The sequence below is a fragment of the Paraburkholderia bannensis genome (genome assembly GCF_014200455.1).
Taxonomy (GTDB): Bacteria; Pseudomonadota; Gammaproteobacteria; order Burkholderiales; family Burkholderiaceae; genus Paraburkholderia; species Paraburkholderia bannensis_A.
This window is the reverse complement of the sequence record NZ_JACHBW010000019.1, coordinates 127,869-153,624: the sequence shown is the minus strand read 5'-3', so window position 1 is coordinate 153,624 and position 25,756 is coordinate 127,869. Positions and strand designations below refer to the sequence as shown.

Below are 25,756 nucleotides of genomic sequence, written 5' to 3'. Positions count from 1 at the left end.
CTAGTCAACACGACCGACACGGATTCGACGCGAAGCACAAACGAGTCCAGCAGTGGAAGCGTCGGAATTTCGTATGGTACGAGTGGCTTCGGTGTCGACGCTTCGATGTCGAAGGCGCACGGCAACGCGAACAGCGATTCCGCCATCGCAAATAACACGCACATCAATGCGGGTAACTCGGTCACGATTCTGTCGGGCGGCGATACGAACATCATTGGTGCGAACGTGAACGCGCGTCAGGTCAATGCAGACGTGGGCGGCGATCTGAACATCGCGAGCGTGCAGGACACAATGACCAGCGCGGCGCATCAGGAAAGTTCGGGCGGCGGTTTCTCCGTCAGCCAGGGCGGCGCAAGCGGCAGCTTCAGTTCACAGCATGGCGACGCAAGCGGTAACTATGCAGGCGTGAACGAACAGGCCGGCGTTCAGGCGGGCGACGGCGGATTCAACGTCAACGTGAAAGGCAATACCGATTTGAAGGGAGCGACGATTGCAAGCACGGCGGACGCGGCGAACAATAACCTCTCGACCGGTACGCTCACCTTCAGCGATATCCAGAACAGTTCCAGCTACAACGCGCATTCGGGCGGTATCGGCGGCGGCGTGACAATGGGTGACGGTGGCTCGAACTACGCAACACACGGCAATACGTCAGGTTCGAATACGGGCGGCGTCGCGCCGATGTTGAGCCAGAACGACAGCGGCAGTGATAGCGCGACGACGCGCAGCGCTATCAGCGCCGGCACGATCAGTGTGACGGACGGGGCCCACCAGACACAGGACGTTGCGAGCCTGTCGCGCGACACGACGAACACGAACGGCACGGTCGCCAAACTGCCGGACGTGAACAATCTCCTCGACAGGCAGTCCGACATGATGGCGGCGGCAAGCGCGGCCGGCGAAGCGGTCTCGCGCCGCGTCGGAGATTTCGCGCAGTCGAAGTATGACGAGGCGAAGGCGAACGGCGACCAGGCCGGCATGGACGCATGGAAGGAAGGCGGCATTGCGCGTGCGGAAATGCAGGCCGCGGGCGCGGCTATCGTGACCGGGCTCGCAGGCGGAAACGCCGTGGGCGGTGCGGCGGGCGCAGCTATCGCGTCCATCGCGGCGGGCAAACTCAATGAACTGAGTGGCGCGATTGCTGGCGCAAATCCGACCGGCAGCGGCGACGTGAATACCGCGCTTGGGAACATCGTGGCGAATGCAATTGCGACTGGTGCAGGCGGCGCAATCGGCGGTAATGCAGGCGCGGTTTCGGGCTACAACGTAGACAGGTTCAACAGGTCCATGCACGATGACACCGGAGACAAAGCTGGGAAGCAAAAAGACCTCGTTGCGCAGGCTTGCGGTGCGGGCGCACAGTGCAGTGATGCGACGCTGAATGCGGCAATTCAAGCGCAGGGCGCAAATGCGGATGCAGCAGCCCGTACGCTCCAGCCAAATTACGCAAGTGTCGGCGGTGGAGTATTGTCTGCCACAGGCAGCATCACGGCGAACCTTTATGACGGCTCTATATATGCAGCCGGCGGAATAGCACAGACGAATACCTCTGCAGTTTCTTGGATTCCAGGTGGCAGCGTAACACTTGGTTGGATCATAGGAAGTTCGACTGCGCAATCGACGAATGCATTTTTGAACGGAGACGCAAACCAATTCTTTGTTTCGTTGCCCACGCCGTTCGGCGCTAACGCTTTCGCCGCAATAACGCATGCGTATGGTGGAGGTACGGCAATTGAACTTGGCGTCGGCCCCCCGGGGAGCAAGACGTTCGGCGTGGTGCCGTGGAGTCATTCCACGCAAATCGGCCGAAAAACCAACTAGGAGATTGATATGGCAGCAGGTGGTGGTCCATCGCTGGATCAATGGAAGCGAAAGAGCAAGACGGAGCGGCGCAGATATTGGATATTCATGGGAGGGCTTGCAACGTTAGCTGCATCGGCAGTCTTGTACGCCCTATTAATTCGAGGATAGCAATGACGGGGACAACTTTAACCGGTAGTTCCACCCTGACGAATACGCACTCGCGAAGAAAGGCGCGAAGATCGTCGCGAAGCAGCTTGGCATTATGGACCAGTAGGCGGAAGGTCGCATCGTGGCCGAAATGCTGCGTAACTCCGATAAGCAGACGGCAGACGCGTCAGGAGGTGTGCATGACTACGAAGTTCGTTCGATCATCGGTTGCCAGAATCTGAACTGCGACGGCCAACACGAACACGTACTACCAGAACATCGCGGCCGTGAACCAGACCATCGTTTCGAGCGGCAATTCTCAGACCGTAGCGCTGCGCATTGCGCGCGTGCTCTCGCGCGGTCAGAACGACGTGCTCGGCGGCTATGTGCAGCTATCGAAGCGATTCGGCGACAGCTTCATCGACGACACGACGATACCGACCCAGAAGCGCAACAACACGTTTCTGGAGTTCGGCGCGACCGACCGGCATTACTTCGGTGCTGCGCAGTTCGACGGCACACTCGCCTATCGTCAGGGCATCGGCGGCTTGGGCGCGACTCCAGACCCGTATATCGACGGCCCGACGTACCGCTTTCATATGGCCGTGCTCGACGCGAACCTGTCGGTCCCGTTCGCCATCGCGAACCAGCCGTTCCGGTACGTCGCGACATTCCACGGCCAGTTCACCAACGACACGCTTTTCTACATCGACGAGCTGACCATCGGCAGCCGGTACACCGTGCGCGGCTTCGACGGAGAAACGATGCTCGCGGCCGAACGCGGATTCTACTGGCGCAACGAACTGCAATGGCCGGTCCTTCAGACGGGACAGACGTTATATGCGGGGATCGACTACGGGCGCGTGTTCGGGCCGAACACGGCGCTATTGGCGGGGACGCAACTGGCGGGCGCGGTGATTGGCATTCGTGGCGGCTTGCCGACAAAAGTGGTTGGCGTCTCGTACGACCTCTTTGCGGGGACGCCGATCTACAAACCTGGAGGATTCCCGACCGCACGATGGACGGTCGGGTTCCAGATTACCGGGCAGTTCTAACGCGGATCTCGCATCCAATCGCGCGGCCTCCCGCCGCGCGATCCCACACCCATCCCTCACCCCTTCGTCGCCCCAAACGTCAACCCGGCGACAAAGTGCTTCTGCATTGCGAAGAACATCGCAACCGACGGCAGCGCCGCCAGAATCGACCCAGCCGATACCAGATTCCACGCCGTCGTCCATTGTCCCTTGAGCGCAGCCACGCCCACGGTAATCGGCGCGGCATCATCGCCTTGCGTCAAACACAGCGCCCAGAAGTAATCGTTCCACACGAACGTAAACACCAGAATCGCCAGCGCCGCCAGTGCCGGGCGGATCAACGGCACAATGATGCGAAAGAAAACCGTCCACTCATTCGCACCTTCGATACGCGCCGCCTCAACCAGCTCGAACGGCAACTGTTTGATGAAGTTGCGCAGAAACAGCGCGCAAAAGCCGGTCTGAAACGAGAGGTGAAATAGAATCAGCCCACCCACCGAGTTATATAGCCCGAGCTTCAGCGTGAGATCGCGCACGGGAATCATCAGCACCTGAATCGGCACGAAATTGCCCGCAACAAAAGCCGCAAAGAGCGCCGAATTTCCCGGAAAGCGATAAATCGCCAGTGCGAACCCCGCCATTGCCGCGAGCGCAATCGCACACGCAACCGAAGGCAGCGTAATCAGCACGCTATTCCAGAAGTAATGCAGCATCGGCGACGTGGTCAGCGCCTCGCGATAATTCTCGATCAGCGCGAAATGCCTCGGCCAGCCCCAGTAATTGCCTTCGCTCAGTTCGTCGGTAGAGCGTATCGATGTCACCATCACGGCGATCATCGGCAGCAGCCAGATCAGCAGCGCGACAGGCAGCGAAAGCTTGTAGAGCCGCCGCGGCGCGGGCTTCCATTTGTCGATGGGAATCGGAAACATATCGATAACCTCAATGCTCGTTTTTCAGCAGGCGGCGCAGGTGATAGACGATATAAAGCAGCATGATCGCAAACAGCACAACCGCAATTGCCGCTGAATAGCCCAGCCGGTAATACTTGATCGCCTGGTCGTACATGTAATAGGCGAGCACGGTCGAGCTTTCGAATGGGCCTCCGCCCGTCATCACCGAAATCAGATCGAAACTACGCAGCGCGCCAATCACCGTCACGACGACCGCCATGAAGGTCACGGGGCGCAATTGCGGCAGGATAACGTGCCAGAGCAGGGTCCAGCCCTTGGCGCCTTCCATGCGCGCCGCCTCGATCTGTTCGCTGTTGAGCGTGGTGAGGCCGGTGAGATAAAGGATCATGCAGTAGGCGGTTTGCGGCCACAGCGCGGCGAAAATAATGCCCGGCGTTGCGTAGTGCGGGTCGCCCAGCACCGGAATGCCGTGCCCGATAAGCACCGCGAGCAAGCCGAAGGTCGGATCATAAAACCATGAATAAATCAGCCCGACTACCACGCCAGAAAGCACAAAAGGCGCGAAGAACAGCGATTTGACGATGCGAATCCCCGCCACTGCCTGATTCAGATACAGCGCAATCGCAAGTCCCATTGGCGGCGCAAGGAGAAACAGCAGCAGCCAGATAACGTTGTTCTTGAGCGCGGTATAAAACGTGGCTGCATGAAACAGTTCGATGTAATTGGCCAGCCCGATAAAGCTCGGCTCGCTCATGCCGTCCCAGTTGTAGAACGAGATGCGGATCGTCGAGAGAATCGGCCACACTACGTAGATCGCCACCATGATGCAGGCAGGCGCGAGAAACAGTGCCGCAGCGCGGCGCTGGCGGCGTGCGGTGGGCGAGACACGCCGGCGCGGTTTGCCGTGCGGTTGCGTGGCGCGCGGTGTCTGGGCGCGGCGCTCGCCGGCGGAGCCGGGCGTATTGCCCGGCACGCTGTCTGCGCGATGGGCCACGGTCTGGGTCGCGAGCGCTGCGCCGCGGCCGGTCGATGGATGAGTCGTTGAGGACGTCACTGCTTACCTCCAGAACAATCCGCGCGGTGGCGCGCCGCTATCGAGCGCCGCGCCACCCGTGATTTACTTCTTGTAGATGCGCTTACGCGTCTCTTCCAGTTGCGCGAGGATCGGATCGATTTTGGTCGGGTCGGCGATGAACTGCTGCATGCCCTTCATGCCTTCATCGGCCATTTCCTTGGTCATGTCGCGGTCATAGAACTGCGCGATGCCGCCCTTCGTGTTCGCAAGAATCTGGAAACCGATCTTCGCAATCGGATCGTCCGGTTCCGGCGACTTACTGTTGGCCGACAGGGAACCGAGTCCCTTGGCGAGTTGCGCGCCGATATCGGGCGTTTGCGTGAACGCGAGAAACGCGCGCGCATCGGCTTTGTTCTTTGCCTTGGCGGGAATATGCAGCGATTCGACCGGGCCGTCTTCGGCGGTCGGCACATTCGGGTCGATGATCGGGAACTGGAAGTAACCCATTTGCTGCTTGACCGTCGGGCTGAAGCCGCCCGTGATGAAGGTGCCCATCAGCATCATCGCCGCCTTGCCCTGGAAGAGGAACGGCTGGGCGGCGTCAAGATCGTAGGACAACGCATTGTCGATGAAATACCCCGAGTCGATCAGTTGCTTCCACGTGGTGTAGACCTTCTTCACGCGCGGGTCGGTGTACGGTACTTCGCCAGCCATCAATTGCTGATGGAATTTATTGCCGTTCAGGCGCAGGTCGAGATAATCGAACCAGCCCGCAAGCGTCCACGCATCGCGTGCGCCCACGGCGATCGGCGCGATGCCGGCGGCCTTGAGCTTTTTGCAGTCTTCCAGGAAGTCATTCCAGGTTTTCGGTTCGTTCGCAATGCCGACCTTCTGGAACAGGTCCTTCCGGTAGAACATACCCCACGAGTAATAAACCGTGGGCGCGGCATACTGTTTGCCCTTGTACGACGAAGCTTCCTTCGTCGACGCATACATGCTGTCCCAGTTGTTCTTCTGCCACTCGGGCGAGAGGTCTTCGAACAGGCCGCGCTGCGCGTAATAGGCCATGCGCTCGCCGTCGTGCCAGTTCACGATATCGGGCGGTGCAGTCGTGAGCCAGTTCGGCAACTGCACCTTGTAGGCTTCTTCATCGACGAATGACACCTTCACGTCCGTGCCCGGATGCGTCTTCTTGAACTGGTCGATCACCTGCGTCCACACCGCGCGCTGGCTCGCGCCCTTGAACGCGATATTGACTTCCAGTGTGCCAGCCTGCGCCGTGGTTGCGAGTGCGCCCGTTAGCGTGGCCGTCGCCAGCGCGACGGCGGCGAACAGGGTGCGAAGTTTCGTTGTCATGGCCTGTCTCCTTATGTTTTACGTCGTTATTTGTGCTGCGTGCGGTAAGCGGTGACGCCCTGCGCTTCGATCTCGCGCTGGCCGATCACGATGGCCGAATCGGGGATATTGGCGTCGATGCGGTGCGCGCCGGGGCCGTAGTTGAATACCCAGGTGAGGCCGCCGCGACGGCTCACGCGCAGCGCGTCGCCCAGCGGCGTCGGATCGAGACCGGCTGCGCGCGCAACCTGTGCGAACAGCGCGGCGGTGGTGGCGTCGTCGAACAGGCTGGCGAGGTAATGAATCTTGCCATGCGTGAGCCACGCGGGATGGCCGTCGCCAAAGCTCGCGCGAACCTCCGTTGCGCCCGCATCGATATCGATCAGATCGCGCCAGTGGCGTGCATGGCCTGCCGGCAATGCATCGGCGGCAAAGGTCACCGCTTCGGCGATATTGGGACGCAGCGATTCCACGCGCCACACCCGCAGGGGAGTCAGCGCGGCCAGCGGGCCGGGCGGCAGATTGGCGGGAATCTGCAGGTCCACGGTCTTGGAAGCGGTGCGCGGCCCGAGGATGACCTGTGCGCCCGATTGCGCGAGGCGTTGTGCGAAATCGTCAGGCACCACCGGCAGCGGCGGCACCACGATCAGCGCATAGCCGTCGAGCGGCGCGTTCACGGGCACGATATCGACATCGAAGCCGAGGGAGCGCAGCGCCGAATAATATTCGACGGCAAAGCGCGGATAGTGGAAATCGGCGCCTTGCGGATGTACCTCGAAAAGCCACTTCGCTTCGTAATCGAATACCAGCGCAACTCGGGCATCGACGCGTTCATTCGCATTAGCCTTGGGATCGGCCAGCACCGTGCGGATTTCCTCGGCCACGCGCGCGGCTTCGCTGCCGCCGATGTCGAGCCGGTTATCGGGGGTATTGAGGCCCGCGTGCATCTGCTCCTGCGCGAAAGGCGCCTGACGCCAGCGGAAGTATGAAACACAGCCCGCGCCGTGCGCAAAGGCTTCCCAGCTCCACAGCCGCACCATGCCGGGCAGCGGCGCGGGGTTCCAGTGCGCCCAGTTCACGGGGCCTGGCTGCTGCTCCATCACCCAGAACGGCAGCTTCGACATGCCGCGATACACATCGTGATTGAAGGAGGCAAAGTCGGGGTGACCGGTGCGCAGATAGCGCGCCTTGATGTCCGGCGCGTACCACTGTTCTTCGAGCGCGCCTAGCGGATAGCTGTCCCACGTCGCCACGTCCAGATCGGCGGCGACCTTGTAATGATCGAACTCCGTGAACAACTGCATGAAGTTGTGCGCGATGGGGCGGCCCGGCGAATGCGCGCGAATGATCTCGACCTGCATCTGGTTATAGCGCTGCACCTCGTCCGAAGCAAAGCGGCGATAGTCCAGCCGATGCGAAGGATGCGCTTCCGTGACGGTGCCGTTGGGCGCGTCGATTTCGTCGAAGCTGCGGTACTCCATACTCCAGAACACCGTGCCCCACGCTGTATTCAGCGCGCCGATGCTGCCATAACGCTTCGCGAGCCACTCGCGGAATCGCTTGATTGCAGCTTCCGAATAACTCACCACCGTGTTGTGGCAGCCGTATTCGTTATCGGTTTGCCAGTAAGCGACGGCGGGGTGCTGGCCATAGCGTTGCGCAACCGCTTCGCAGATGCGCTGCGATGCCTCGTACCATGCGGGCGAGGAGAAGTCGTAATGGCGGCGCGAGCCGAATGTGCGCGCGCGGCCATCGGCGCCCACCGGCAGAATCTCGGGATGACGGTCGATCAGCCACTTCGGCGGCGTGGCGGTCGGCGTACACATCACCACCTTGAGACCGGCCTCGCCAAGCGTATCGATGGCTCGATCGAGCCAGCCCCAATCGTATTCGCCGGGCGAGGGTTCGATGCGGCTCCACGCAAATTCGGCGATGCGGACCTGTTCGATGCCCAGCGCCTTCATGCGCGCGGCGTCGTCTTTCCACATTGCTTCGGGCCAGTGCTCCGGGTAATAGCAGACTCCAAGACGCATGCCTGTGTCCTCGTCGATGGTTTATGCGCGTTGCGCGGCGGATTCAAGGGGTTGCGCGGCGAGCGGCGCGAGTGCGAAGCCATCCTGCGCGAACAGATGACATTGCGCGGCGTGAGCGCGGAACTGGACCGTATCGCCGGGCGCGAACTGCGCATCGCCGGGCGCCTTGGCGATCAGCACGTTGCCCCCGGGTTGATCGAGATGCACATAGCTATGCTCGCCGAGCGCCTCCACCAGCGTGACCTTGCGCGCGAGCGTGAGCGATTCGCCGGCGCGCGCCGCATGGCCGTTGTTCGAGGCAATCAGTTCCAGATGCTCGGGCCGCACGCCGAAGGTGACCTGCGCGCCCGCCGCAAGCGCGCCGGCTTGCAGCGGCAGGCGCAGGGTTTCTGCGCTACCGTCGAGCGTGATGCTCACGCCTTGCGCATCGACGCCATTGACGGTTGCAGGCAGAAAATTCATGCGCGGCGAGCCGATGAAGCCGGCCACGAAACGGCTCGCAGGCCGGTGATAGAGTTCGAGCGGCGCACCCACCTGCGCAATGCTGCCGTACATTTCGGTATCCTTACCGCTATGCAGCAGCACGATCTTGTCGGCGAGCGTCATCGCCTCGATCTGGTCGTGAGTGACATAAACGACGCTCGCTTCGGCGAACTGCTTGTGCAAGCGCGCGATTTCAATGCGGGTCTGGCCGCGCAAGGTCGCGTCGAGATTCGACAGCGGTTCGTCGAACAGGAACACGCCCGGCTCGCGCACGATCGCGCGGCCAATGGCGACGCGTTGGCGCTGTCCGCCGGAAAGCGCCTTGGGATGACGCTCAAGCAGCGCTTCCAGCTGAAGAATGCGCGCGGCCTCGCGTACCTTGCGGTCGATATCGGCCTTGGGCGTTTTTGCGAGCTTCAGGCCAAAGGCCATGTTCTCGTACACCGTCATATGCGGAAATAGCGCGTAGCTCTGGAACACCATCGCCACGCCGCGCTGCGCGGCAGGCACGTCGTTCACGAGTTTGCCGCCAATCGACACGTCGCCGTCGGTGACGTCTTCGAGGCCCGCGATCATGCGCAGGAGGGTGGATTTGCCGCAACCTGAAGGGCCAAGAAATACGCAGAACTCGTTCTTGCCGATCTCCAGATCGACATTGCGTATCACCGGCGTATTGTCGCCGTAGGCCTTCTGCACGCCTCGCAAGGAAATGCTCGCCATTCGTCCCGTCTCCGTGTTCTAATCGGCGCAGCGCTAGCGATTAAGCGCTTAATCAGGCAACCTTAAAAAAATCGATCGTGGGCGCGATCGCTGGTTGCCTGATGCGGTGTCTCCGATATCGTTGGATTAATTGCGTTACCTCGTGGGCGAGTGCAACGCTGGAATGCGAGGCCAATGGTGCCGCTGCCAGAGCCAATCATGCAAATGTTGAAATGCATTCCCAAATATTGAGATGTAAAAAGCAATGCCCACCACGCCCACATCCACTCATTCGTCTGCGCCGACGCTTGCCGAAGTCGCCCGTCACGCGGGCGTGACGTCCGCGACGGTCTCGAACGTGCTGCGCAGCCGTGGCCGCGTCGGCGAGGTGACGCGCCAGCGCGTGCTCGAAGCGATCGCAGCGCTCGGTTATCGTCCGCATTTACCCGCGCGCGCGCTGGCGGAAGGGCGGGCGCCCACTATCGCGCTGATGGTGGCGAGCATAGCCAATCCGTTTTATCCCGAGTTCGCGCTCGCCGTTGAAAATGCGCTGCGCCGCAGCGGGCAGTTCCTCATCATCTGCAATACCGATGGCGATCCACACACGGGCCGCGCGTATCTCGAACAACTCGCGGGCACGCTGTCCGCAGGCGTGCTGGTGATGAACGCCAACCTCGATTTCGACGATCTGCGGCTCTCCGAATTGCGGGGGGCGCCCGTGGTGCTTTGCATGTGGGAAAAGCCGCTCGAATCCCCCGGCTTGCCGTGCGTGGCAGTGGATTTTCATCTTGCGGGCGAACTGGCGGCGCGTCACTTGATTGAACTGGGGCACCGGCGTATTGGCGCGATCGTGGGCAGCAAGGCCTATGGCATTCACGCGGCCCGCTACGACGGCTTCGTGACGGCGATGGAGGCGGCGGGGCTGGACCCGGCGGCGGCACCCGTGATTCACGCTAGCGACACCACGCAGGGCGGCTACGCGGCGGCGCGCGAACTGCTCAGTCGCCATCCCGATCTCACCGCGCTGTTTGCGACCAATGATCTGCCCGCGCTGGGCGCGATGCAGGCCGCCGCAGATCTTGGTTTCGATGTGCCGCGTCAGCTATCGGTGGTCGGCATCACGGATATTCATCTGGCGAGCGAATCTCGGCCCGCGCTGACCACGGTTGCGGTGCCGACGGTGGAAGCAGCGGAATTAGGCGTAGCGCTATTGCGTGAATTGATTGCGGGCACGGGAAAATCAGGCGGGCAGGGCGAGCGCGAGGCGAAAGTCTGCGTGGCCTCGCCTCCGCATCTGGTTGTGCGCGCATCGACCGCGCCCGCTTCCCGCTAATGCGATCGCAGCGTTTCAGGCCGCGTTGAACGTCATCTTCTCGATCTGGCGCACGACTTCTTCGCGCATCTCCGGCGACATGTCCTGATATCCGAGCAGATCGGAAATCCACAGCCCGTCCGCGGCGAGACGGCAGATCATCAGGCGCGCCGCTTGTTCGAGCGGCAGCGGGTCGGGCCGGGTCCATTTGCGCATTGGCGCAGCGTAACGCTCGCGGATGTCCGGATCGGTCATCATCGCGGCCACCAGCACGCGCAGCACATTGGTGCTGGCCGCCGGGCTCATTTCGTCGATGCTCGAATGCAGATAAGCACGCGCGCGTGCGCCGCCGGCATCGTCTTGATCGGCGGCGAGCCGCGCTTCCATTTGACGCTCGAAGCGTTCGAGCGTCTGGCCGAACAAAGCGTCAAGGAGTCCTTGTTTGTTCGCGAAGTGATACTGCAACGCGCCCTTGGTGACGCCCGCGCGCTCGGCCACCGCGTCGAGCGTGACCGAGGGCACGCCGTGATCGGTGGCGATATCGGAAGCCGCCTGCAATAACTGCGCGCGCACCTGCACCGGCGCCTTCTTGCGGCGGGTGCCCGAAGCGGGAGCAGGCGGTGCTGCCCCGATTTCCGGCGCGCTGGTCTGGAGGCTCTGGCTGGGCGGGGTTTGCGCAGTCGACGGCGTGGCCTCGGCGTGGCCAGCCCCTTCGGCTGGGGCTTTGGCGGAAGTGTTCTTCATGACCGGATCTTACCATTGCGACCGTCAAGGCTAAACATTCCGTCTGGATGGTATTATTCGCGCCATGAAGAAATCCGACCTGCCATTCGCGGCGCTGCTCGACGCCGCTATCGTCCGGGGACGCAACGCACTTGCGCGCCGGCAACAGCCCGAAGGGAGCTGGTGTTTCGAGCTTGAATCCGATGCGACGATCACCGCCGAATACATCCTCATGATGCATTTCATGGCGAAGATCGACACCGCGCGCCAGGAGAAAATGGCGCGCTATCTGCGCGCTATCCAGCGTCTCGAAACGCATGGCGCGTGGGATCTATATGTCGATGGCGCACCCGATGTATCGGCCAGCGTGAAGGCGTATTTCGCGCTCAAGGCCGCAGGCGACAAGGAAAATGCGCCGCACATGGTGCGCGCGCGCGAAGCCATCCTGAAGCTGGGCGGCGCGGCAAAATCCAACGTATTCACGCGCATTCTGCTGGCGACCTTCGGCCAGGTGCCGTGGCGCGCCACGCCTTTCATGCCGGTCGAGTTCGTGCTGTTCCCGAAGTGGGTGCCGATCTCGATGTACAAGGTGGCCTACTGGGCGCGCACGACCATGGTGCCGCTGCTGGTGCTGTGCTCGCTCAAGGCGCGCGCGAAGAACCCGCATAACGTGTCGATCGCCGAGCTGTTCGTCACGCCGCCCGAGCAGGAGCGCGAATATTTTGCGCGCGGCAAGGGCGTGCGACGTGCGTTTCTGGTCATGGACCGCCTGTTGCGCCATGTCGATCCGCTGATTCCCGGCGCGCTGCGCAAGCGTGCGATCAAGCACGCAGAAGCCTGGTGCGCCGAGCGCATGAATGGCGAAGACGGCATGGGCGGTATTTTTCCGCCCATCGTCTACAGCTACCAGATGATGGAAGTCCTTGGGTATCCTGAAGATCACCCGCTGCGGCGCGACTGCGAGAACGCGCTGGAAAAGCTGCTGGTCGAGCGGCCGGACGGCAGCGTGTATTGCCAGCCTTGCCTGTCGCCCGTGTGGGACACGGCATGGAGCACGATGGCGCTGGAGCAGTCGCTGACGGTGCCGGATACGCCGGCAGAGGAAGCGACTGAAGCCAATATCCCGCGCGCTGAACTGGAGCAACAGATCGCGCTCGCCTACGATTGGCTCGCCGCGCGTCAGGTGGACGATCTCAAGGGCGACTGGATCGAGAACGTCAAGCCCGACGTGCCGCCGGGCGGCTGGGCGTTCCAGTACGAGAACCCGTATTACCCGGATATCGACGACAGCGCCGTTGTCGTGGCGATGCTGCATCGCCGTGGCCGTCTGCAAAAGCAGGTCACGGGCGCGGACCCTTACGCGGCGCGCGTGACGCTGGCGCTCGACTGGATGCGCGGGCTGCAGTCGCGCAATGGCGGCTTTGCCGCGTTCGACGCCGATTGCGACCGTCTCTATCTGAATGCCATTCCGTTCGCCGATCACGGTGCGCTGCTCGATCCGCCCACCGAGGACGTTTCGGGCCGCGTGCTGCTGTGCTTTGGCGTGACGGGCCGCGAGGAGGACAAGGCCTCGCTCGCGCGCTGCATCGACTACATCAAGGCCACGCAGTGTCCGGACGGCAGTTGGTGGGGCCGCTGGGGCACCAACTACATCTACGGTACGTGGAGCGTGCTGGCGGGCCTGGCGCTGGCGGGCGAAGACCCGAAGCAGCCGTATATCGCCCGTGCGCTGGCATGGCTGCGTTCGCGCCAGCACGCCGACGGCGGCTGGGGTGAGACCAACGACAGTTATATCGATCCGGCTCTGGCCGGCACGAACGGCGGCGAAAGCGTGTCGAACTTCACGGCGTGGGCGCTGCTCGCGCAGATGGCGTTTGGCGATTTCGAATCGGAATCGGTCCAGCGCGGCATCGCGTATCTGCTTTCGGTGCAGGACGGCGAGGGCTTCTGGTGGCACCGCTCGCACAATGCGCCGGGTTTCCCGCGCATTTATTACCTTAAGTATCATGGCTATACCGCGTACTTCCCGCTTTGGGCACTATCGCGCTATCGCCGTCTGGTGAGCGCCGCGCAGGCGAAAACGCACGCGGATACCCGCGAAAGCGCTAAAGAAAAGGCATTAGCCGTTTGAGCAAAGCCACCCTGCGGGGTTAATGCCGTTCAGTTAAGCAACTGAACGGCATTTTTGTTTTTGATGCGGCAGGAGCAGAAGAAGGGTTTGTAAACACCGCCAGGTGGTGTTAACGTGCGCAACGATGCTTGCCAGCCACCTGACCTTTCTGCAAGAAGCACAAGAACCTGCTGCCGATTTGAGCCGGCTCGCCGAGCATTTGCCCTACGAGTGGGTCGAGCGCGCGGTTCAGGCGACCGGGACTGCCAGCATCCGGCGCCGGCGCTTGCCGGCGGAACAGGTGGTCTGGCTGGTCATTGCGCTGGCGATGTACCGGCACTGGTCGGTCAGCGAAGTGCTCGACAGCCTGGATCTGGTGCTGCCCGACGAAACAGCGCCGTGCGTGAGCAAGAGCGCGGTCGTGCAAGCCCGGCAGCGCGTGGGCCAGGCACCGCTGGCCTGGCTGTTCGAGCAGACCGCGCGGACCTGGAGCCAGCAGGACGCACAACACCATGCCTTCAAGGGCCTGAGCCTGTGGGCTATGGATGGCACGACGCTGCGCACGGCCGATAGCCCCGCCAACCGGGAGCACTTCGGCGCGCAGGGCTACGCGAGTGGCAAGGTGGCGAGCTATCCACAGGTGCGTGCCGTCACGCTCACCGCAATTCCTACGCATCTGGTGTCGGCCATCGGCTTCGGCCGCTACGACACCAATGAAATGCTCTACGCCAAAGGGCTGCTGCCACAGATTCCGGACGACTCGCTCACCGTCTTCGACAAGGGATTTCTGGCCGCCGAAATCCTGTGCGGACTGACCATGGGCGGCCAGAACCGCCACTTCCTGATTCCCGCCAAATCGAATACCTGCTGGGAGGTTACCGGCGGTAAAGCGCATGATGCCGATGTGCGCATGCGTGTGTCGCCACAGGCGCGCAAAAAGTGCCCGGCACTGCCTGAGTTCTGGTCGGCGCGGGCGATTCGCACGGTGGATGCGCGCGGGCGCGAGCGCGTGCTACTGACGTCGTTGCGCGACCGACGACGCTTCCGGGCCGCCGACATCGTTGCCTGCTACGAGCGTCGCTGGCACATCGAGACGAGCTACCGGGAATTGAAGCAGTCGATGCTGGGCATGGAGCTAAGCCTGCGCAGCCGCACGGTCGACGGGGTGTACCAGGAAATCTGGGGCGCGCTGATTGCCTATAACCTGATTCGCCGGGAGATCGCCAGCGCCGCACGCGAAGCGAAGCCGCTCCCCACCGATATCAGTTTCGTGCGCGCCCTGCACATGATCCAGCACGAGATGATGTGGGCCGCGATGACCCCTGCGTATGCAAAGTTGCCCGCGTGCCTGCATCGCCTGCGTGAACAGCTGAAATCACTGCCCAATGTAAAACGACCCGGCCGCTCATGCGACCGGGTCGTCAAATCACGACCTGCCCGTTACGCCGTCCGCTACCTTCGGAAAGTGCCTTAACTGAACGGCATTAACCCTGCGGGGTGGCTTTTTTTTACGGAGAAAATAATTCGAAATGCTAATCAAAAGCGCCATGAAAGCGGTTGAGAGAGTGGAGGGCGACGCAAGGCGCTCCATCAACACATGCTTTCAGAAGTCCTTTGTTGTGAATATGAAAGACATGTAATGATCTGCAGAAAGCCGCAATAAAAAATCGAAAAGAAGGCTAATTGTTCGGCCTGAAATGTCGATAAAGCTCTGGAGTGCGTCGATAACCGGCGCATCGTTGCCGGCATAAGGGCGAGGAACATGAACGGTTTGCTTCAAACGGTACGCTTCAAGATCATCGCGGCGATGGCGATCTGCGTCGTCATCATCGCGCTCATCGGCGCATATAGCGCATCGACAATTTCGGGACTGAATCAAACCGTACTCGACGAATATTCCGGCACGGTCGTGCCGATTCGCGATCTGGGCGAGGTGCGCGCCTCGGCAATCGACTCGCGGCTGCAACTGAGCCGTATCGCGCTGGGCCGCGACGCACAGAAAACCCGCGCGGCGGCTCAACTGGCCGACCAGGACCTCGCGCAACTTGCCAAAGCGTGGGCGGACTATTACCCCGCGCGCGTGACCGACCCCAGTGAGCGCGCGATTGCCGACAAGATCGACGCCGCCATGGGACCATTCCGCGATTCCGCGACCCAAAGCCTGCAGCGCTTCAACGCGGGCGACTTCGACGGTGGCCAGCAGCTCGAAATCGAGCACGCCGCGCTCGCGCAGAACCTGGTCGACCTCGTGAATCAGGACATCGCCGTCAATGACGACGAAGCCCGCGCATTCTCCGCCGATTCGGAACGCCACGCGCATACGGCGCTGATCGTGGCGATCGCGCTGGTGCTGGCGGGGCTGGCGGTGGCGTTCGCGGCATCGGTGTTCCTGCTGCGCGTCATCATGCGCCCGCTGAACGGCGCGATCACGGTCGCCAACACGATCGCGGGCGGCTGCCTCGAAAGCGAGATCGACGCCAATGTCGGCGGCGAATTCGGCGAGTTGCTGGGCGCGCTCAAGCGCATGGACGGTCAGCTTGCGGGCATTGTGCGCGGCATCCAGCACACGACCGAATCGGTGGCGCTGGCCGCGCGCGAAATCGCCGCGGGCAACCTCGATCTTTCCGCGCGCACCGAAGAGCAGGCTGCTTCGCTGGAGGAAACGGCGGCGAGCATGACCGAAATCACCGAGACGGTGAAGCAGAACGCCGACAACGCGCGTGCGGCTAATGGCCTGGCCGGCGACGCCAACGATCTCGCCAGCGGCGGCGATGCAGCGGTGCGTGAAATGGTCGGCACGATCCAGCAGATCAGCGGCAGCTCGCACAAGATTTCCGAAATTACCGGCGTGATCGAAGGCATTGCGTTCCAGACCAACATCCTGGCGCTCAACGCAGCGGTCGAGGCGGCGCGTGCAGGCGAGCAGGGCCGTGGCTTCGCGGTGGTCGCGAGCGAGGTGCGTAGCCTGGCGCAGCGTTCGGCCACGGCGGCGCGCGAGATCAAGGAGCTTATTAGCTCGTCGGTCAGCATGATCGAGGGCGGCGCTCACCAGGCCGGGCGCGTGAGCGATGCGATGGGGCAGGTGCGCGAGGCGATCAAGCGCGTGTCGGATATCGTTTCGGAAATCTCGTCGGCGTCGGAAGAGCAGAGCAAAGGGATCGAACAGGTCAGCTCGGCCGTCACGCAGATGGACGAAGTCACGCAACAGAACGCCGCGCTGGTCGAGCAGGCCGCCGCTGCCGCGCAATCGCTCGAACAGCAGGCGGATACGCTCAAGCGCGCGGTGGGCGTGTTCAGTTTTGCGCAGGCGGCCCGCCATGCTTTCGCCGCTCATGCTCAGCACGGTCATGCTGCCCGGCAGGCGCAACCGAGCTTCGGCTGAGCCTGACTTCAACGCGACCAGGGTTGGCACCGTTCAAGCTTCGCCGCGCCCTGCCGATATCAGGATTGGGGGCGGGGTGAGAGCAGACCCGGCAGACCCAGAATGCAGGCGTTTCGAGCGGGGACGGATCGCACGCGATCTCGGCAACTGCACGATCAGCCCGTATTCAGGTTCGCTCCAAAGCGCAAGACGATGCGCAAGACGACGCAATTTATCAGACAAAAATCCATGAAGACGATGCAACCAGGCGTTGACGAACGCACCACGCTGACCAGCAACAACCGCCTGGAACTCCTGCTGTTTCGTCTGGGCGAAGCGCGTCCGGGCGCGGGGCGCGGTTTGTATGGCATCAACGTGTTCAAGATCCGCGAGATCGTCACGATGCCGGAAGTCACGCCGATCGCCGGGGCGCCCGCCCATCTGGTGGGCGCGGTGGATATTCGCGGGCAGATCATTCCCGTGATCGACATCGCTTCGCTGATTGGCTCGCCTTCGGACAAGCGCCCGCCCATTCTGCTGATTACCGAATTCTCGCGCGGCACGCAGGCCTTCGCGGTGGACGAGGTGGAAGACATCATCCGCCTCGAATGGAAGGAAGTGCTGAGCGCGGAGTCGAGCGGCACTTCGGGTTATGTCACGGGGATCGCGCGTATCGACGCGGGTGAGGGCAAGACGCGCCTCGCGCAGGTGCTCGACGTCGAGCAGGTGATGCGCGATGTTTTCCCGGAGCAGCACGAAGACGTCAAGCCGGAAGCGGTCGGCGACGCGCTGCGCACGGAAGGCGGCCGGATCCTTGCCGCCGACGATTCGGGCTTTGCGCGCGCGCTGCTCGGCCAGGCGCTCACGGCGCTCGATGCGCCGCACGTGATTGCGTCGAACGGCGAAATGGCGTGGCAGATGCTGCTGAAAATCGCCGAGGAAGCCGCCAACGAGAACGTGCCGGTGCGCGAAAAAGTTTCGCTCGTCATCACCGACCTCGAAATGCCGGAAATGGACGGCTTCATGCTCACGCGCAAAATCAAGGCCGACGCGCGTCTGAAACATATTCCGGTGATCATTCACTCGTCGCTCACGGGCGCGGCCAATGAAACGCACGCGCGCAACGCTGGCGCGAATGGCTATGTGACCAAGTTCGCACCGGCTGAATTGTCGGCTGCGATCCGCAAGGCGCTGGCCGCGTAAGCGGGCTCGAAGCCCGGCGCAATAAACGCTAAAAACCACACGCGATCAAGAAGAAGAACGCTTCTCTCGGGTTCCGGGTGCAGGCAACATCGCTCCGGAACCTCTCCGAACCGGCCTTATGGCCGGTTTTTTTCGTCGTGTGCGAAAGGCGTGGGCTCGGGTGTGGCTCGCGCGCGGCGTGGGGCGTGCTGCCTTAAAATAAGTGCCGATGCCGGTGCAGAGGTCGGCACGCAACGCCCAATGTCATGCTTTCGCATGGCGACGCCCATCACGGAGTGAACTCATGGCCGCAGAATCGAACGCGCATCCCGCATCCCACGAAGTCTGGCTGATCCGTCACGGCGAAACCGAGTGGAGCCGCAGCGGGCAGCATACGGGCCGCACGGATATCGGGCTCACGGCGCGTGGCCGCGAACAGGCGCAGGCACTCGCGAAACCGCTCGCCGCACAGCATTTCGACGCGGTGCTCGCAAGCCCCATGTCGCGCGCCATCGAGACCTGCAAACTGGCGGGTCTTGGCGAGCGCGTGAAGATTTCGGCCGATCTGCACGAATGGAATTACGGCGTCTACGAAGGGCGCAAGACCGCCGATATACGCCAGAGCGAACCCGACTGGAGCGTGTGGCATTCGGCGATTCCCGAAGGCGAAAATCTCGCGCAGATCGAAGCGCGTGCGCGCGGCGTGGTCGACAGTCTGCTGACGATGCTGGGCGACGGCGGGCGCATCGCGGTGTTTTCGCATGCGCATTTTCTGCGCGTGCTGGCGGGCTGCTGGATTGGCGATTCGGCGGCGCTGGGTGCGCATCTGTATCTGGATACGGCGTCGGTCAGCATTCTGGGATTCGACCGCGAGAATCGCGCGATCCGCCGCTGGAACGCAAAACCCGAAGGCTGCGAATAAGCTCGGCTGATGGCGGCGATTGGCGGCGATTGGCGGCGATTGGCGGCGACTGGCGGCATTGCAACTTTCCAAAGCAGAACAAAATTGTTCAGCGCCGCGTGCAAATCCCAAAGGATGGCGTGATCGCCACTCTGCATGGAACACGACCATGAGCCAGAACGCCTCTGCCGCCGACTGTGCTGTGCGCGTCGCCAGACTATCTCGGGCGCCTGGGCGCACCGCGCACGCTCGCCGATCTCGCGGCGCACGCATGCGTGCGCTACCGCTTTCCAGACACCGGCAAACTGCAGCCATGGGAGCTTGCCACGCACGGCGAAGCGCTGCCCGCATTGCGCAGCGCGCTCGTCTGCAACAACATGGAAGCGCTGATGCAGTCGGTGGTCGCGGGCTTCGGCATTGGCTATATGCCGGATTTTCTGGTGCGCGACGCGCTCGCGGCGGGGACGCTGGCGAGCGTACTCGATGCGTACACAACGACCGTGGGCCAGTTCTCGATCGTCTGGCCGTCGAGCCGCCATCCGTCGCCGCGTCTGCGCGCCTTCGTCGATTTCATGTGCGTGCGCCTGTTCGAGGCGGCGCGCGAGCAGGAAGCGCGCGCCCTGAACCCAGCCGGACTCAATGCGGCAGGGGCGTCTTGATCGGATCGTGCTCGCCTGCGATGGCGAACACGAGAATCTGCGCCGCTTCCGTCTTGCTGGCGTTGCGCGCGACGATGTGATGCGCGCCCGGCGGCTCGTACCACGCCTCGCCGGGGCCATAAACGCGAGCGGGCGAGCCTTCCAGTTGCGATTCGATATGCCCTTGCGTCACATACGCGAAAATCGAGCCCGGATGCCTGTGCGGCTGCGAAGCCTGACCCGGCGCGAACGTGACGGTGGCGATCAGCACGTTCTTGCCGGGCGCTTCGGCAATCGCCTGCTTGAGCACGGGGGTGACTTTCTCGCTGGCGGCATCGGCGTCATTCATGTCGTGCGCCAAGGCCGAACATGCGCCGCACAACGCAGCCATGCCGATGATCGACCCGGCGGCGCGCACGAAAGAAGAGCGAAACGTCATGACGCGCTCCTCAGGCGGGCAACTTGCGAAAGGCAATCGCAAAGCGGTTCCAGCTATTGATCGCGTTGATCAGCAAGGTGAGATCGACGATTTCCGCTTCGCTGAAATGCGGCTGCACGGCTTCCCAGACGGCGTCGGGCACATGGTCGTGCGAGACCAGCGTGAGCGCTTCGGTCCAGGCCAGCGCGGCGCGCTCGCGTTCCGTGAAGAAGGGCGTTTCGCGCCAGACCACCACGGTGGCCAGACGGCGATCGGTTTCGCCGCCCTTGCGCGCATCCGTGACGTGCATGTCCACGCAGTAGGCGCAGCCGTTGATCTGCGAGGCGCGCAGCCGCACCAGTTCGGCGAGCGGCTTTTCGATGCTGCTTTTCTCGACGCGTTCTTCGAGGGCGAGCAAAGCCTTGATGGCGGGCGGGTTGGCGCGATAGAAGTCCAGACGTTGTTGCATGATGGTTCCTCGGGAAGTGAGTACGCCGGGTGGCGCGATGGAGTGAATACTAGGCGCCGATGCGGCTATGCGAAATGACCAATCCACGGCTTTCTCAGGTAGCCACTTTGGGCGCTCGCACGGCTCGCGCGGCTGTTAGGCGGGCGGCGCGTCGCGCGGGAATCCGATAGAATCCGCGCTTTCGTCCGTCCAGGCCGCGACGCATCGCTCATGCCGTCCGCGCCGCCGTTTTTCTCCGTCGATTCCGCTCGCTGCCGTGTCAGCTCAAGGCCATAGCGCTTTCGCCTGCTCGCGATCCGCGTCATCGACGCTCATCTGCCACCGACTCGCCCCATGCAATCCGCCCGTTGCGGCCTGAGCCGCTTCTCAAGTCGCTTTTCAACCGTGCGCAGCGAGTTGCTCGCCGGTGTGACTTCGTCGTTCGCGCTTGTGCCCGAATGCATCGCCTTCGCGCTGGTTGCGCATCTGAACCCGCTGATGGGGCTCTATGGCGCCTTTTTTATCTGCACCATCACGGCGCTGTTCGGCGGCCGGCCCGGCATGATTTCCGGCGCGGCGGGTTCGATGGCGGTGGTGATCGTCGCGCTGGTAGTGCAGCACGGCGCGCAATACCTGTTTGCCACCGTCGTGCTTGGCGGCCTGCTGATGATCCTGTTCGGCGCGCTGCGACTGGGCAAGCTGATCCGCATGGTCCCGCATCCGGTGATGCTCGGCTTCGTCAATGGTCTCGCGATCATTATCGCGCGCGCCCAGTTCGAGCACTTCAAGACGCCCGGGCCGAACGGCATGCAATGGATGCACGGCCAGGCGCTTGCGCTGATGGCGGGTCTCGTCGCGCTGACGATGGCGATTGTGTTCGTGATACCGCGCCTGACCAAAGCGCTGCCCCCTGCGCTGGTGGCGATTGTGGGCGTGGGCGCAGCGGCGGCGCTGCTGCATTTGCCCGCGCGCACGCTCGGCGACATGGCGCACATCGCGGGCGGCCTGCCCGCATTCAGCCTGCCCGCCGTGCCGATGAATCTGGAAACGCTGCGCATCGTGCTGCCGTATGCGGTGCTGACGTCGCTCGTTGGCCTGCTGGAGACGCTGCTCACACTGAACCTCACCGACGATGTCACCCGCTCGCGCGGCCGGCCCAATCGCGAATGCGTGGCGCTGGGCGCGGCCAATATCGCTGCGGGAATGTTCGGCGCGATGGGCGGGTGCGCGATGATCGGCCAGACCGTCATCAATCTCGGCTCGGGCGGGCGCGGACGTCTTTCGGGCGTGACGAGCGGCGTGATGATCCTGCTCTTTATCCTGTGCCTCTCGCCGCTGATCGAGCGCATTCCGCTCGCGGCGCTGGTGGGCGTGATGTTGATCGTGGCGGGGCAGACCTTTGCGTGGGGTTCGCTGCGCGTGCTGCACAAGGTGCCGCGCAACGACGCGCTGGTGATCGTCGCCGTGACGGTCATCACCGTTTGCACCGATCTGGCGACGGCCGTGCTGTGCGGCATCGTGATCGCATCGCTGAATTTCGCGTGGCAGCACGCGCGCGAATTGCGCTGCGAAATGCGCGATGAGCCTTCCGGCGAGCGCGTGTATACGCTGCGCGGCACGCTGTTTTTTGCGTCGGCGGCGCAGTTCCAGACGCTGCTCGATCCGGCGCGCGATCCGCACGAGGTGCGTCTCGATTGCGCGCATCTGCAGGTCGCCGATCATGCGGCGATTGCCGCGCTCGAAGCGGTGCAGGCACGTTACGAGCGTGCGGGTAAGCAGGTTGCGTTCGCGAATCTGTCCGCGCGCTGCAGCGGGCTGCTCGCGCGCGCGGACGCTGATGTGCGGGTTTCGGCTTAGGGCCGCGCGCTGGTTAATACACCTTGAAAACCCGCCCCGTCTGCACGCCTTCGACACTGCGCTTATAGGCCAGCGCGGCGCGCTTTGCGCTCACGCTTTCGAAGCCAGGGAAGAACGGGCCGTAGGCGTCCAGCGATTCGGTCAGCACGCTCGGGCTGATGACGTTGATGCGTCGATCGCGGCGCAGCTCCGTGGCGGCAGCGCGCACGAAGCCTTCCAGCGCCGCGTTGACGGTGGTGGCGTTCGCGCCCTGTGCAATCGGCTCCTCGCCGACAATGCCGCTCGTCAACGTGATCGAGCCGCCGTCGTTCAGATAATGCTGGCCGATCAACGCCAGCCGCACCTGCCCGAGCAGTTTGTCCTGCAGACCGAGATTGAATTGCGCGGTGGTCATCTCCGCGAACGGACCAAAATGCAGATGCCCCGCCGCCGACACGATCGCATCCACGTTGCCGGTTGCCTTGAAGAGCGCCTCGACGCTGTCGTCGCGCGTGATATCAGCGCGGAAATCGCCACTGTTGCGGCCCACGGTCAGGACCGTATGACCTTCGCTGAGCGTCTCGACCACGGCACGCCCGACGGCGCCGCTGGCGCCCACCACGATGATCTTCATCTGCAACTCTCCGTTTATGGATGGCGAAAACGTCACTATCCGCCTGACGCTGGAAAGAATAAATGGACGATAATTTCGCTCAGTTAAAACTGTGGGTTAGCAATCATGGATCGGCTGCGCAGCATGGAGGTGTTCGTGAGCGCCGTGGAGCGCGGCAGTTTCAGCGCCGCCGCGCGCGAACTCGACTTGAGCCCGGTGATGGTGGGCAAGTACGTGCGGCAACTGGAGACGCACCTGGGCGCACAACTGCTCCAACGCAATACCCGTGCGCAGAGCCTCACCGACGCGGGCCGGCGCTTCTACGAAGAGAGCCGCAAGGTGCTGGAACAACTGGCGCTGGCCGAGGCGTCGGTCGAAAGCCTGCGTGCCGAGCCGCGCGGACGCCTGCGCATCACGGCTGCGACCACGCTGGGTGCGTGCGTGATCGCGCCGCTCGCGGCGGAATACCAGAATGCGCATCCGCAGGTGCGAATCGAGCTGGATTTGAGCAATAGCGTGGTCGATCTGGTCGACGAGGGCTTTGACGTGGCGGTGCGCATCGGCGATCTGAACGAGGATCTGAATTTGGTCGCGCGGCCAGTTGGGGTGTATCGCATGGCGATCTGCGCTTCGCCGGGCTATCTGGCGCGTCATGGCACACCGCGCACGCTGGAGGAACTGGCGGCGCATCGGTGTCTGGGGCATTCGGTCTGGGATCGGCGCAATGGCTGGCGGCTGGCGGGCGACAACCGCTGGCCCGCGGATACGACTTTCCTCTCGAACGACGGTCTCGCGCTGCGTCAGGCGGCGCTGCATGGGGCGGGCTTGCTGCTGCAGCCGGCGATCCTGGTCGCGGACGATCTCGCGGCCGGGCGCCTCGTAAGCGTGCTGGAGGACGCAACGCCGGCCGCGCGGCCAGTGCATGCGCTGTATCGCCAGGACCGGCAGCCGCTGCCGAAGATACGCAGTTTCGTGGGGTTTCTGGAGGAGCGGGCGCGGGCGTGGCTGGGGTGAGCGCGCGAGGCGCGCGCCCAGTTCTGCAACGCTTCAAAACACCTTCAACGGCATACTCACCAGCAGCCGGTACTCCATATTGCTCGGGTCCGAGTAATACTTCGAACCGTGGTGCCACATGGCGCTGAAGGCAACCGTCGTGTCCTTGAAGCGCCCGCTCTGGATCTTGTAGGACGGAATAAAGCCGAATTCATGATGCGAGCCGTGCACCGGCTCGCCGTCCTTCCAGTACAGCCCATAAAGCGCGCTGCCGGGGCCATTCGCCGCCGCACCCGCCGTGGCGTTCGCACCCCAGCCCAGCGCATACCAGAGCATGGCTTTCGCGCCGGGCAATCCCGCGTATTTGCCGTCGAAGCCATAGCGCACCTGAAACGACTTTTCGTGCGGCGCGTTGTAATCCACGTCCATCGAATTGACGAGATAAATGCCGTTGGTTTCGTTCACGTAATCGAAGAACTGGTCGCCGAGAATCTGCTGATAGCCCACCAGCAGCGAATGCGGCCCATGCTGCGCGGCCAGCGACACGCTGTATGCGTTGTTGTTGATATGCCCTTCGAGGCCGCCGCCCACGCTATGCGTCGAATAGATATTGGCGAAGCCGGTCCATTTGAGTGTCGAGGGATCGCCGATGCTCTGCTGCACCGAGCCATAGTACTGACGCCACACGCTATCCGCCTGGTTGGCGAACAGCGAGAGATTGCCATTCGGGCTGTAGTCCCAACTGCCGCCCACGTAGCTGAAGCGCTTGAAGTCCACGCCGCCATAGGAGGTCGAGAGATCGACCAGATTGGTGTGGCCGCGCGGATCGACCTTGGTGAAGCTGCCGCCTTGCAGCGCCACGTTGGTGATGTCCTTGCTCACGATCGACACGCCGAGGAAAGTCGGCGGCAGCGCGCGATTGTCGTGCGGCTCGAAAAACGGGTTATCGGCGGTCATCTGCAGGCCGTACTTGACGACCGTATTGGAGACCTGCGCCTTCACGTCGTAGATGCCGGGATAGGCCCACGCGAACTGGTTCTGGCCGTCGCCGTCCTTGCCGACGTGCACCATATTGCCCGCGCCCCGGCCGCCGTCGAGCTTGAACGCACCATAGAGCGATGCGTCCACGCCAAAGCCGATCGGTCCCTGCGTGAAGCCCGAGGTGTAATCGAGCATCGCGCCCTGCGTCCACGCGTGACGGTGCGGGCCGCCAGTGACGTCCTGCACGTCGGCGTAATTGCGCAGTTTCAGCATGAGATGGCTGTCGCCGATGAAACCCTGGCTGGCGGCCTGGTCTGATTGGGCCGAGGGCGCGCGCGGCGGATTATCGGCGCGCACGGCGTCGTTGGCGGCTGCATCCGGCATGCCGGATGCGAGGGCCGCGGCCGCGTTCGGCTCGATCAGCCGATCGACGCTGGTGGCGGGAGGGCGCGCCTGCACATTGCTCACGGCCGGTGACGCGGCGGCCGGCGCGCTTTGCGATGCTTGCCTGCGCGATGCATGGGATTTTTTCTTGCGCTTGTGCTTCGTGGCGCGCGCTGCTCCTGAAGCGGGAGTGGCGGCTGTTGCAGTCGATGTCGCTGTTGCCGTGACCGCGTTCGTGCCTGAATCCTGCGCGTGTGCCGCCGCGCCCAGCGACGCGGCAAGCGCAAGGGCGGCGAGCGCCACGGCGTGTCTCCTGTGGATGGGGTGGTTCTTCATCTTTGGTCTCTCGTTATGTTGTGGCTGGAAATCCGGCAATCGATAAGGATTGCCAGGCTG

General features: G+C 63.0%; 19 protein-coding genes and 2 pseudogenes. 11 read left to right on the top strand and 10 right to left on the bottom strand.

The genetic code is table 11. The features are described from left to right. The coding region (locus tag F4827_RS27740) for a polymorphic toxin type 22 domain-containing protein (RefSeq protein ID WP_183733976.1) at positions 1-1,821 on the top strand (1,821 nt) is incomplete at its 5' end. A gap of 371 nt (positions 1,822-2,192) precedes the next feature. Then, a pseudogene (locus F4827_RS27735) lies at positions 2,193-3,005 on the top strand (ShlB/FhaC/HecB family hemolysin secretion/activation protein); the annotation flags it as partial. 56 nt (positions 3,006-3,061) lie between these two features. Here F4827_RS27735 and F4827_RS27730 read toward each other — a convergent pair. From F4827_RS27730 to F4827_RS27710, 5 genes are all read right to left on the bottom strand, one after another. After that, on the bottom strand, positions 3,062-3,913 hold the full coding sequence (locus F4827_RS27730) for a carbohydrate ABC transporter permease (protein WP_183730106.1): 852 nt from the start codon (positions 3,911-3,913) through the stop codon (positions 3,062-3,064). A gap of 10 nt (positions 3,914-3,923) precedes the next feature. Then, entirely contained in the window at positions 3,924-4,889 is a 966-nt protein-coding gene (locus F4827_RS27725) for a carbohydrate ABC transporter permease (protein ID WP_409258866.1), read from the bottom strand. 123 nt (positions 4,890-5,012) lie between these two features. Beyond that, the gene (locus F4827_RS27720) at positions 5,013-6,266 is read right to left on the bottom strand and encodes an ABC transporter substrate-binding protein (RefSeq protein ID WP_183730103.1); all 1,254 of its coding nucleotides are present in this window, start codon (positions 6,264-6,266) and stop codon (positions 5,013-5,015) included. A gap of 26 nt (positions 6,267-6,292) precedes the next feature. Continuing rightward, complete coding sequence (locus F4827_RS27715) at positions 6,293-8,278, bottom strand: beta-galactosidase (protein ID WP_183730101.1); 1,986 nt, start codon at positions 8,276-8,278, stop codon at positions 6,293-6,295. A gap of 21 nt (positions 8,279-8,299) precedes the next feature. Continuing rightward, complete coding sequence (locus tag F4827_RS27710) at positions 8,300-9,481, bottom strand: ABC transporter ATP-binding protein (RefSeq protein WP_183730098.1); 1,182 nt, start codon at positions 9,479-9,481, stop codon at positions 8,300-8,302. 244 nt (positions 9,482-9,725) lie between these two features. On the opposite strand from F4827_RS27710, the gene F4827_RS27705 reads away from it, so the two are divergent. Next, positions 9,726-10,793 (top strand): LacI family DNA-binding transcriptional regulator, encoded by a 1,068-nt coding sequence (locus tag F4827_RS27705; protein ID WP_183730095.1) that lies wholly within the window; start codon positions 9,726-9,728, stop codon positions 10,791-10,793. Between the two features lie 15 nt (positions 10,794-10,808). On the opposite strand, the gene F4827_RS27700 is transcribed toward F4827_RS27705, so the two are convergent. Next, complete coding sequence (locus F4827_RS27700; RefSeq protein WP_183730092.1) at positions 10,809-11,516, bottom strand: TetR/AcrR family transcriptional regulator; 708 nt, start codon at positions 11,514-11,516, stop codon at positions 10,809-10,811. Between the two features lie 52 nt (positions 11,517-11,568). On the opposite strand from F4827_RS27700, the gene shc reads away from it, so the two are divergent. The 6 genes and pseudogenes from shc to F4827_RS27670 form a co-directional block, all read left to right on the top strand. Beyond that, positions 11,569-13,626: a squalene--hopene cyclase gene (shc, locus tag F4827_RS27695; protein WP_183730160.1), complete on the top strand. Its 2,058-nt coding sequence runs from the start codon at positions 11,569-11,571 to the stop codon at positions 13,624-13,626. A gap of 124 nt (positions 13,627-13,750) precedes the next feature. Beyond that, positions 13,751-15,079 (top strand): IS4 family transposase, encoded by a 1,329-nt coding sequence (locus tag F4827_RS27690; protein ID WP_183730089.1) that lies wholly within the window; start codon positions 13,751-13,753, stop codon positions 15,077-15,079. Positions 15,080-15,367: 288 nt separating this feature from the next. Then, positions 15,368-16,987, top strand: coding sequence for a methyl-accepting chemotaxis protein (locus F4827_RS27685; RefSeq protein WP_183730085.1), 1,620 nt, complete (start codon positions 15,368-15,370; stop codon positions 16,985-16,987). A gap of 228 nt (positions 16,988-17,215) precedes the next feature. Further along, positions 17,216-18,169 carry a chemotaxis protein gene (locus F4827_RS27680; protein ID WP_183730081.1) on the top strand — a complete coding sequence of 318 codons (954 nt, stop codon included), beginning with the start codon at positions 17,216-17,218 and terminating at the stop codon, positions 18,167-18,169. Between the two features lie 283 nt (positions 18,170-18,452). Then, complete coding sequence (locus tag F4827_RS27675) at positions 18,453-19,070, top strand: histidine phosphatase family protein (RefSeq protein ID WP_183730079.1); 618 nt, start codon at positions 18,453-18,455, stop codon at positions 19,068-19,070. 176 nt (positions 19,071-19,246) lie between these two features. Beyond that, positions 19,247-19,642 (top strand): annotated as a pseudogene (locus F4827_RS27670) (LysR substrate-binding domain-containing protein); the annotation flags it as partial. 43 nt (positions 19,643-19,685) lie between these two features. Here the strand turns inward: F4827_RS27670 and F4827_RS27665 are convergent. Continuing rightward, entirely contained in the window at positions 19,686-20,126 is a 441-nt protein-coding gene (locus F4827_RS27665) for a cupin domain-containing protein (RefSeq protein ID WP_183730076.1), read from the bottom strand. A gap of 10 nt (positions 20,127-20,136) precedes the next feature. Continuing rightward, positions 20,137-20,574, bottom strand: a complete 438-nt coding sequence (locus tag F4827_RS27660; protein WP_183730073.1) for a carboxymuconolactone decarboxylase family protein — start codon at positions 20,572-20,574, stop codon at positions 20,137-20,139. 333 nt (positions 20,575-20,907) lie between these two features. Here F4827_RS27660 and F4827_RS27655 point away from each other — a divergent pair, with 333 nt between their 5' ends. After that, positions 20,908-22,410, top strand: a complete 1,503-nt coding sequence (locus F4827_RS27655) for a SulP family inorganic anion transporter (RefSeq protein WP_183730070.1) — start codon at positions 20,908-20,910, stop codon at positions 22,408-22,410. A 13-nt stretch (positions 22,411-22,423) separates the two neighbouring features. Here the strand turns inward: F4827_RS27655 and F4827_RS27650 are convergent, their stop codons facing one another. Continuing rightward, on the bottom strand, positions 22,424-23,023 hold the full coding sequence (locus F4827_RS27650) for a short chain dehydrogenase (RefSeq protein WP_183730067.1): 600 nt from the start codon (positions 23,021-23,023) through the stop codon (positions 22,424-22,426). A 105-nt stretch (positions 23,024-23,128) separates the two neighbouring features. Here F4827_RS27650 and F4827_RS27645 point away from each other — a divergent pair, with 105 nt between their 5' ends. Then, a complete protein-coding gene (locus tag F4827_RS27645; protein ID WP_183730063.1) occupies positions 23,129-24,016 on the top strand; it encodes a LysR family transcriptional regulator in 888 nt (295 codons plus the stop codon). 33 nt (positions 24,017-24,049) lie between these two features. Here the strand turns inward: F4827_RS27645 and F4827_RS27640 are convergent, their stop codons facing one another. Further along, the gene (locus F4827_RS27640) at positions 24,050-25,696 is read right to left on the bottom strand and encodes an OprD family outer membrane porin (RefSeq protein ID WP_183730060.1); all 1,647 of its coding nucleotides are present in this window, start codon (positions 25,694-25,696) and stop codon (positions 24,050-24,052) included. Positions 25,697-25,756: the final 60 nt, after the last annotated feature.

Excerpts from the sequence above, each read along its gene's own strand:
- F4827_RS27730 (WP_183730106.1), bottom strand. The coding sequence starts at position 3,913 with ATGTTTCCGATTCCCATCGACAAATGGAAGCCCGCGCCGCGGCGGCTC.
- F4827_RS27720 (WP_183730103.1), bottom strand. The coding sequence starts at position 6,266 with ATGACAACGAAACTTCGCACCCTGTTCGCCGCCGTCGCGCTGGCGACG.
- F4827_RS27715 (WP_183730101.1), bottom strand. The coding sequence starts at position 8,278 with ATGCGTCTTGGAGTCTGCTATTACCCGGAGCACTGGCCCGAAGCAATG.
- F4827_RS27710 (WP_183730098.1), bottom strand. The coding sequence starts at position 9,481 with ATGGCGAGCATTTCCTTGCGAGGCGTGCAGAAGGCCTACGGCGACAAT.
- F4827_RS27705 (WP_183730095.1), top strand. The coding sequence starts at position 9,726 with ATGCCCACCACGCCCACATCCACTCATTCGTCTGCGCCGACGCTTGCC.
- F4827_RS27700 (WP_183730092.1), bottom strand. The coding sequence starts at position 11,516 with ATGAAGAACACTTCCGCCAAAGCCCCAGCCGAAGGGGCTGGCCACGCC.
- F4827_RS27690 (WP_183730089.1), top strand. The coding sequence starts at position 13,751 with ATGCTTGCCAGCCACCTGACCTTTCTGCAAGAAGCACAAGAACCTGCT.
- F4827_RS27685 (WP_183730085.1), top strand. The coding sequence starts at position 15,368 with ATGAACGGTTTGCTTCAAACGGTACGCTTCAAGATCATCGCGGCGATG.
- F4827_RS27680 (WP_183730081.1), top strand. The coding sequence starts at position 17,216 with ATGAAGACGATGCAACCAGGCGTTGACGAACGCACCACGCTGACCAGC.
- F4827_RS27675 (WP_183730079.1), top strand. The coding sequence starts at position 18,453 with ATGGCCGCAGAATCGAACGCGCATCCCGCATCCCACGAAGTCTGGCTG.
- F4827_RS27665 (WP_183730076.1), bottom strand. The coding sequence starts at position 20,126 with ATGACGTTTCGCTCTTCTTTCGTGCGCGCCGCCGGGTCGATCATCGGC.
- F4827_RS27660 (WP_183730073.1), bottom strand. The coding sequence starts at position 20,574 with ATGCAACAACGTCTGGACTTCTATCGCGCCAACCCGCCCGCCATCAAG.
- F4827_RS27655 (WP_183730070.1), top strand. The coding sequence starts at position 20,908 with ATGCAATCCGCCCGTTGCGGCCTGAGCCGCTTCTCAAGTCGCTTTTCA.
- F4827_RS27650 (WP_183730067.1), bottom strand. The coding sequence starts at position 23,023 with ATGAAGATCATCGTGGTGGGCGCCAGCGGCGCCGTCGGGCGTGCCGTG.
- F4827_RS27645 (WP_183730063.1), top strand. The coding sequence starts at position 23,129 with ATGGATCGGCTGCGCAGCATGGAGGTGTTCGTGAGCGCCGTGGAGCGC.
- F4827_RS27640 (WP_183730060.1), bottom strand. The coding sequence starts at position 25,696 with ATGAAGAACCACCCCATCCACAGGAGACACGCCGTGGCGCTCGCCGCC.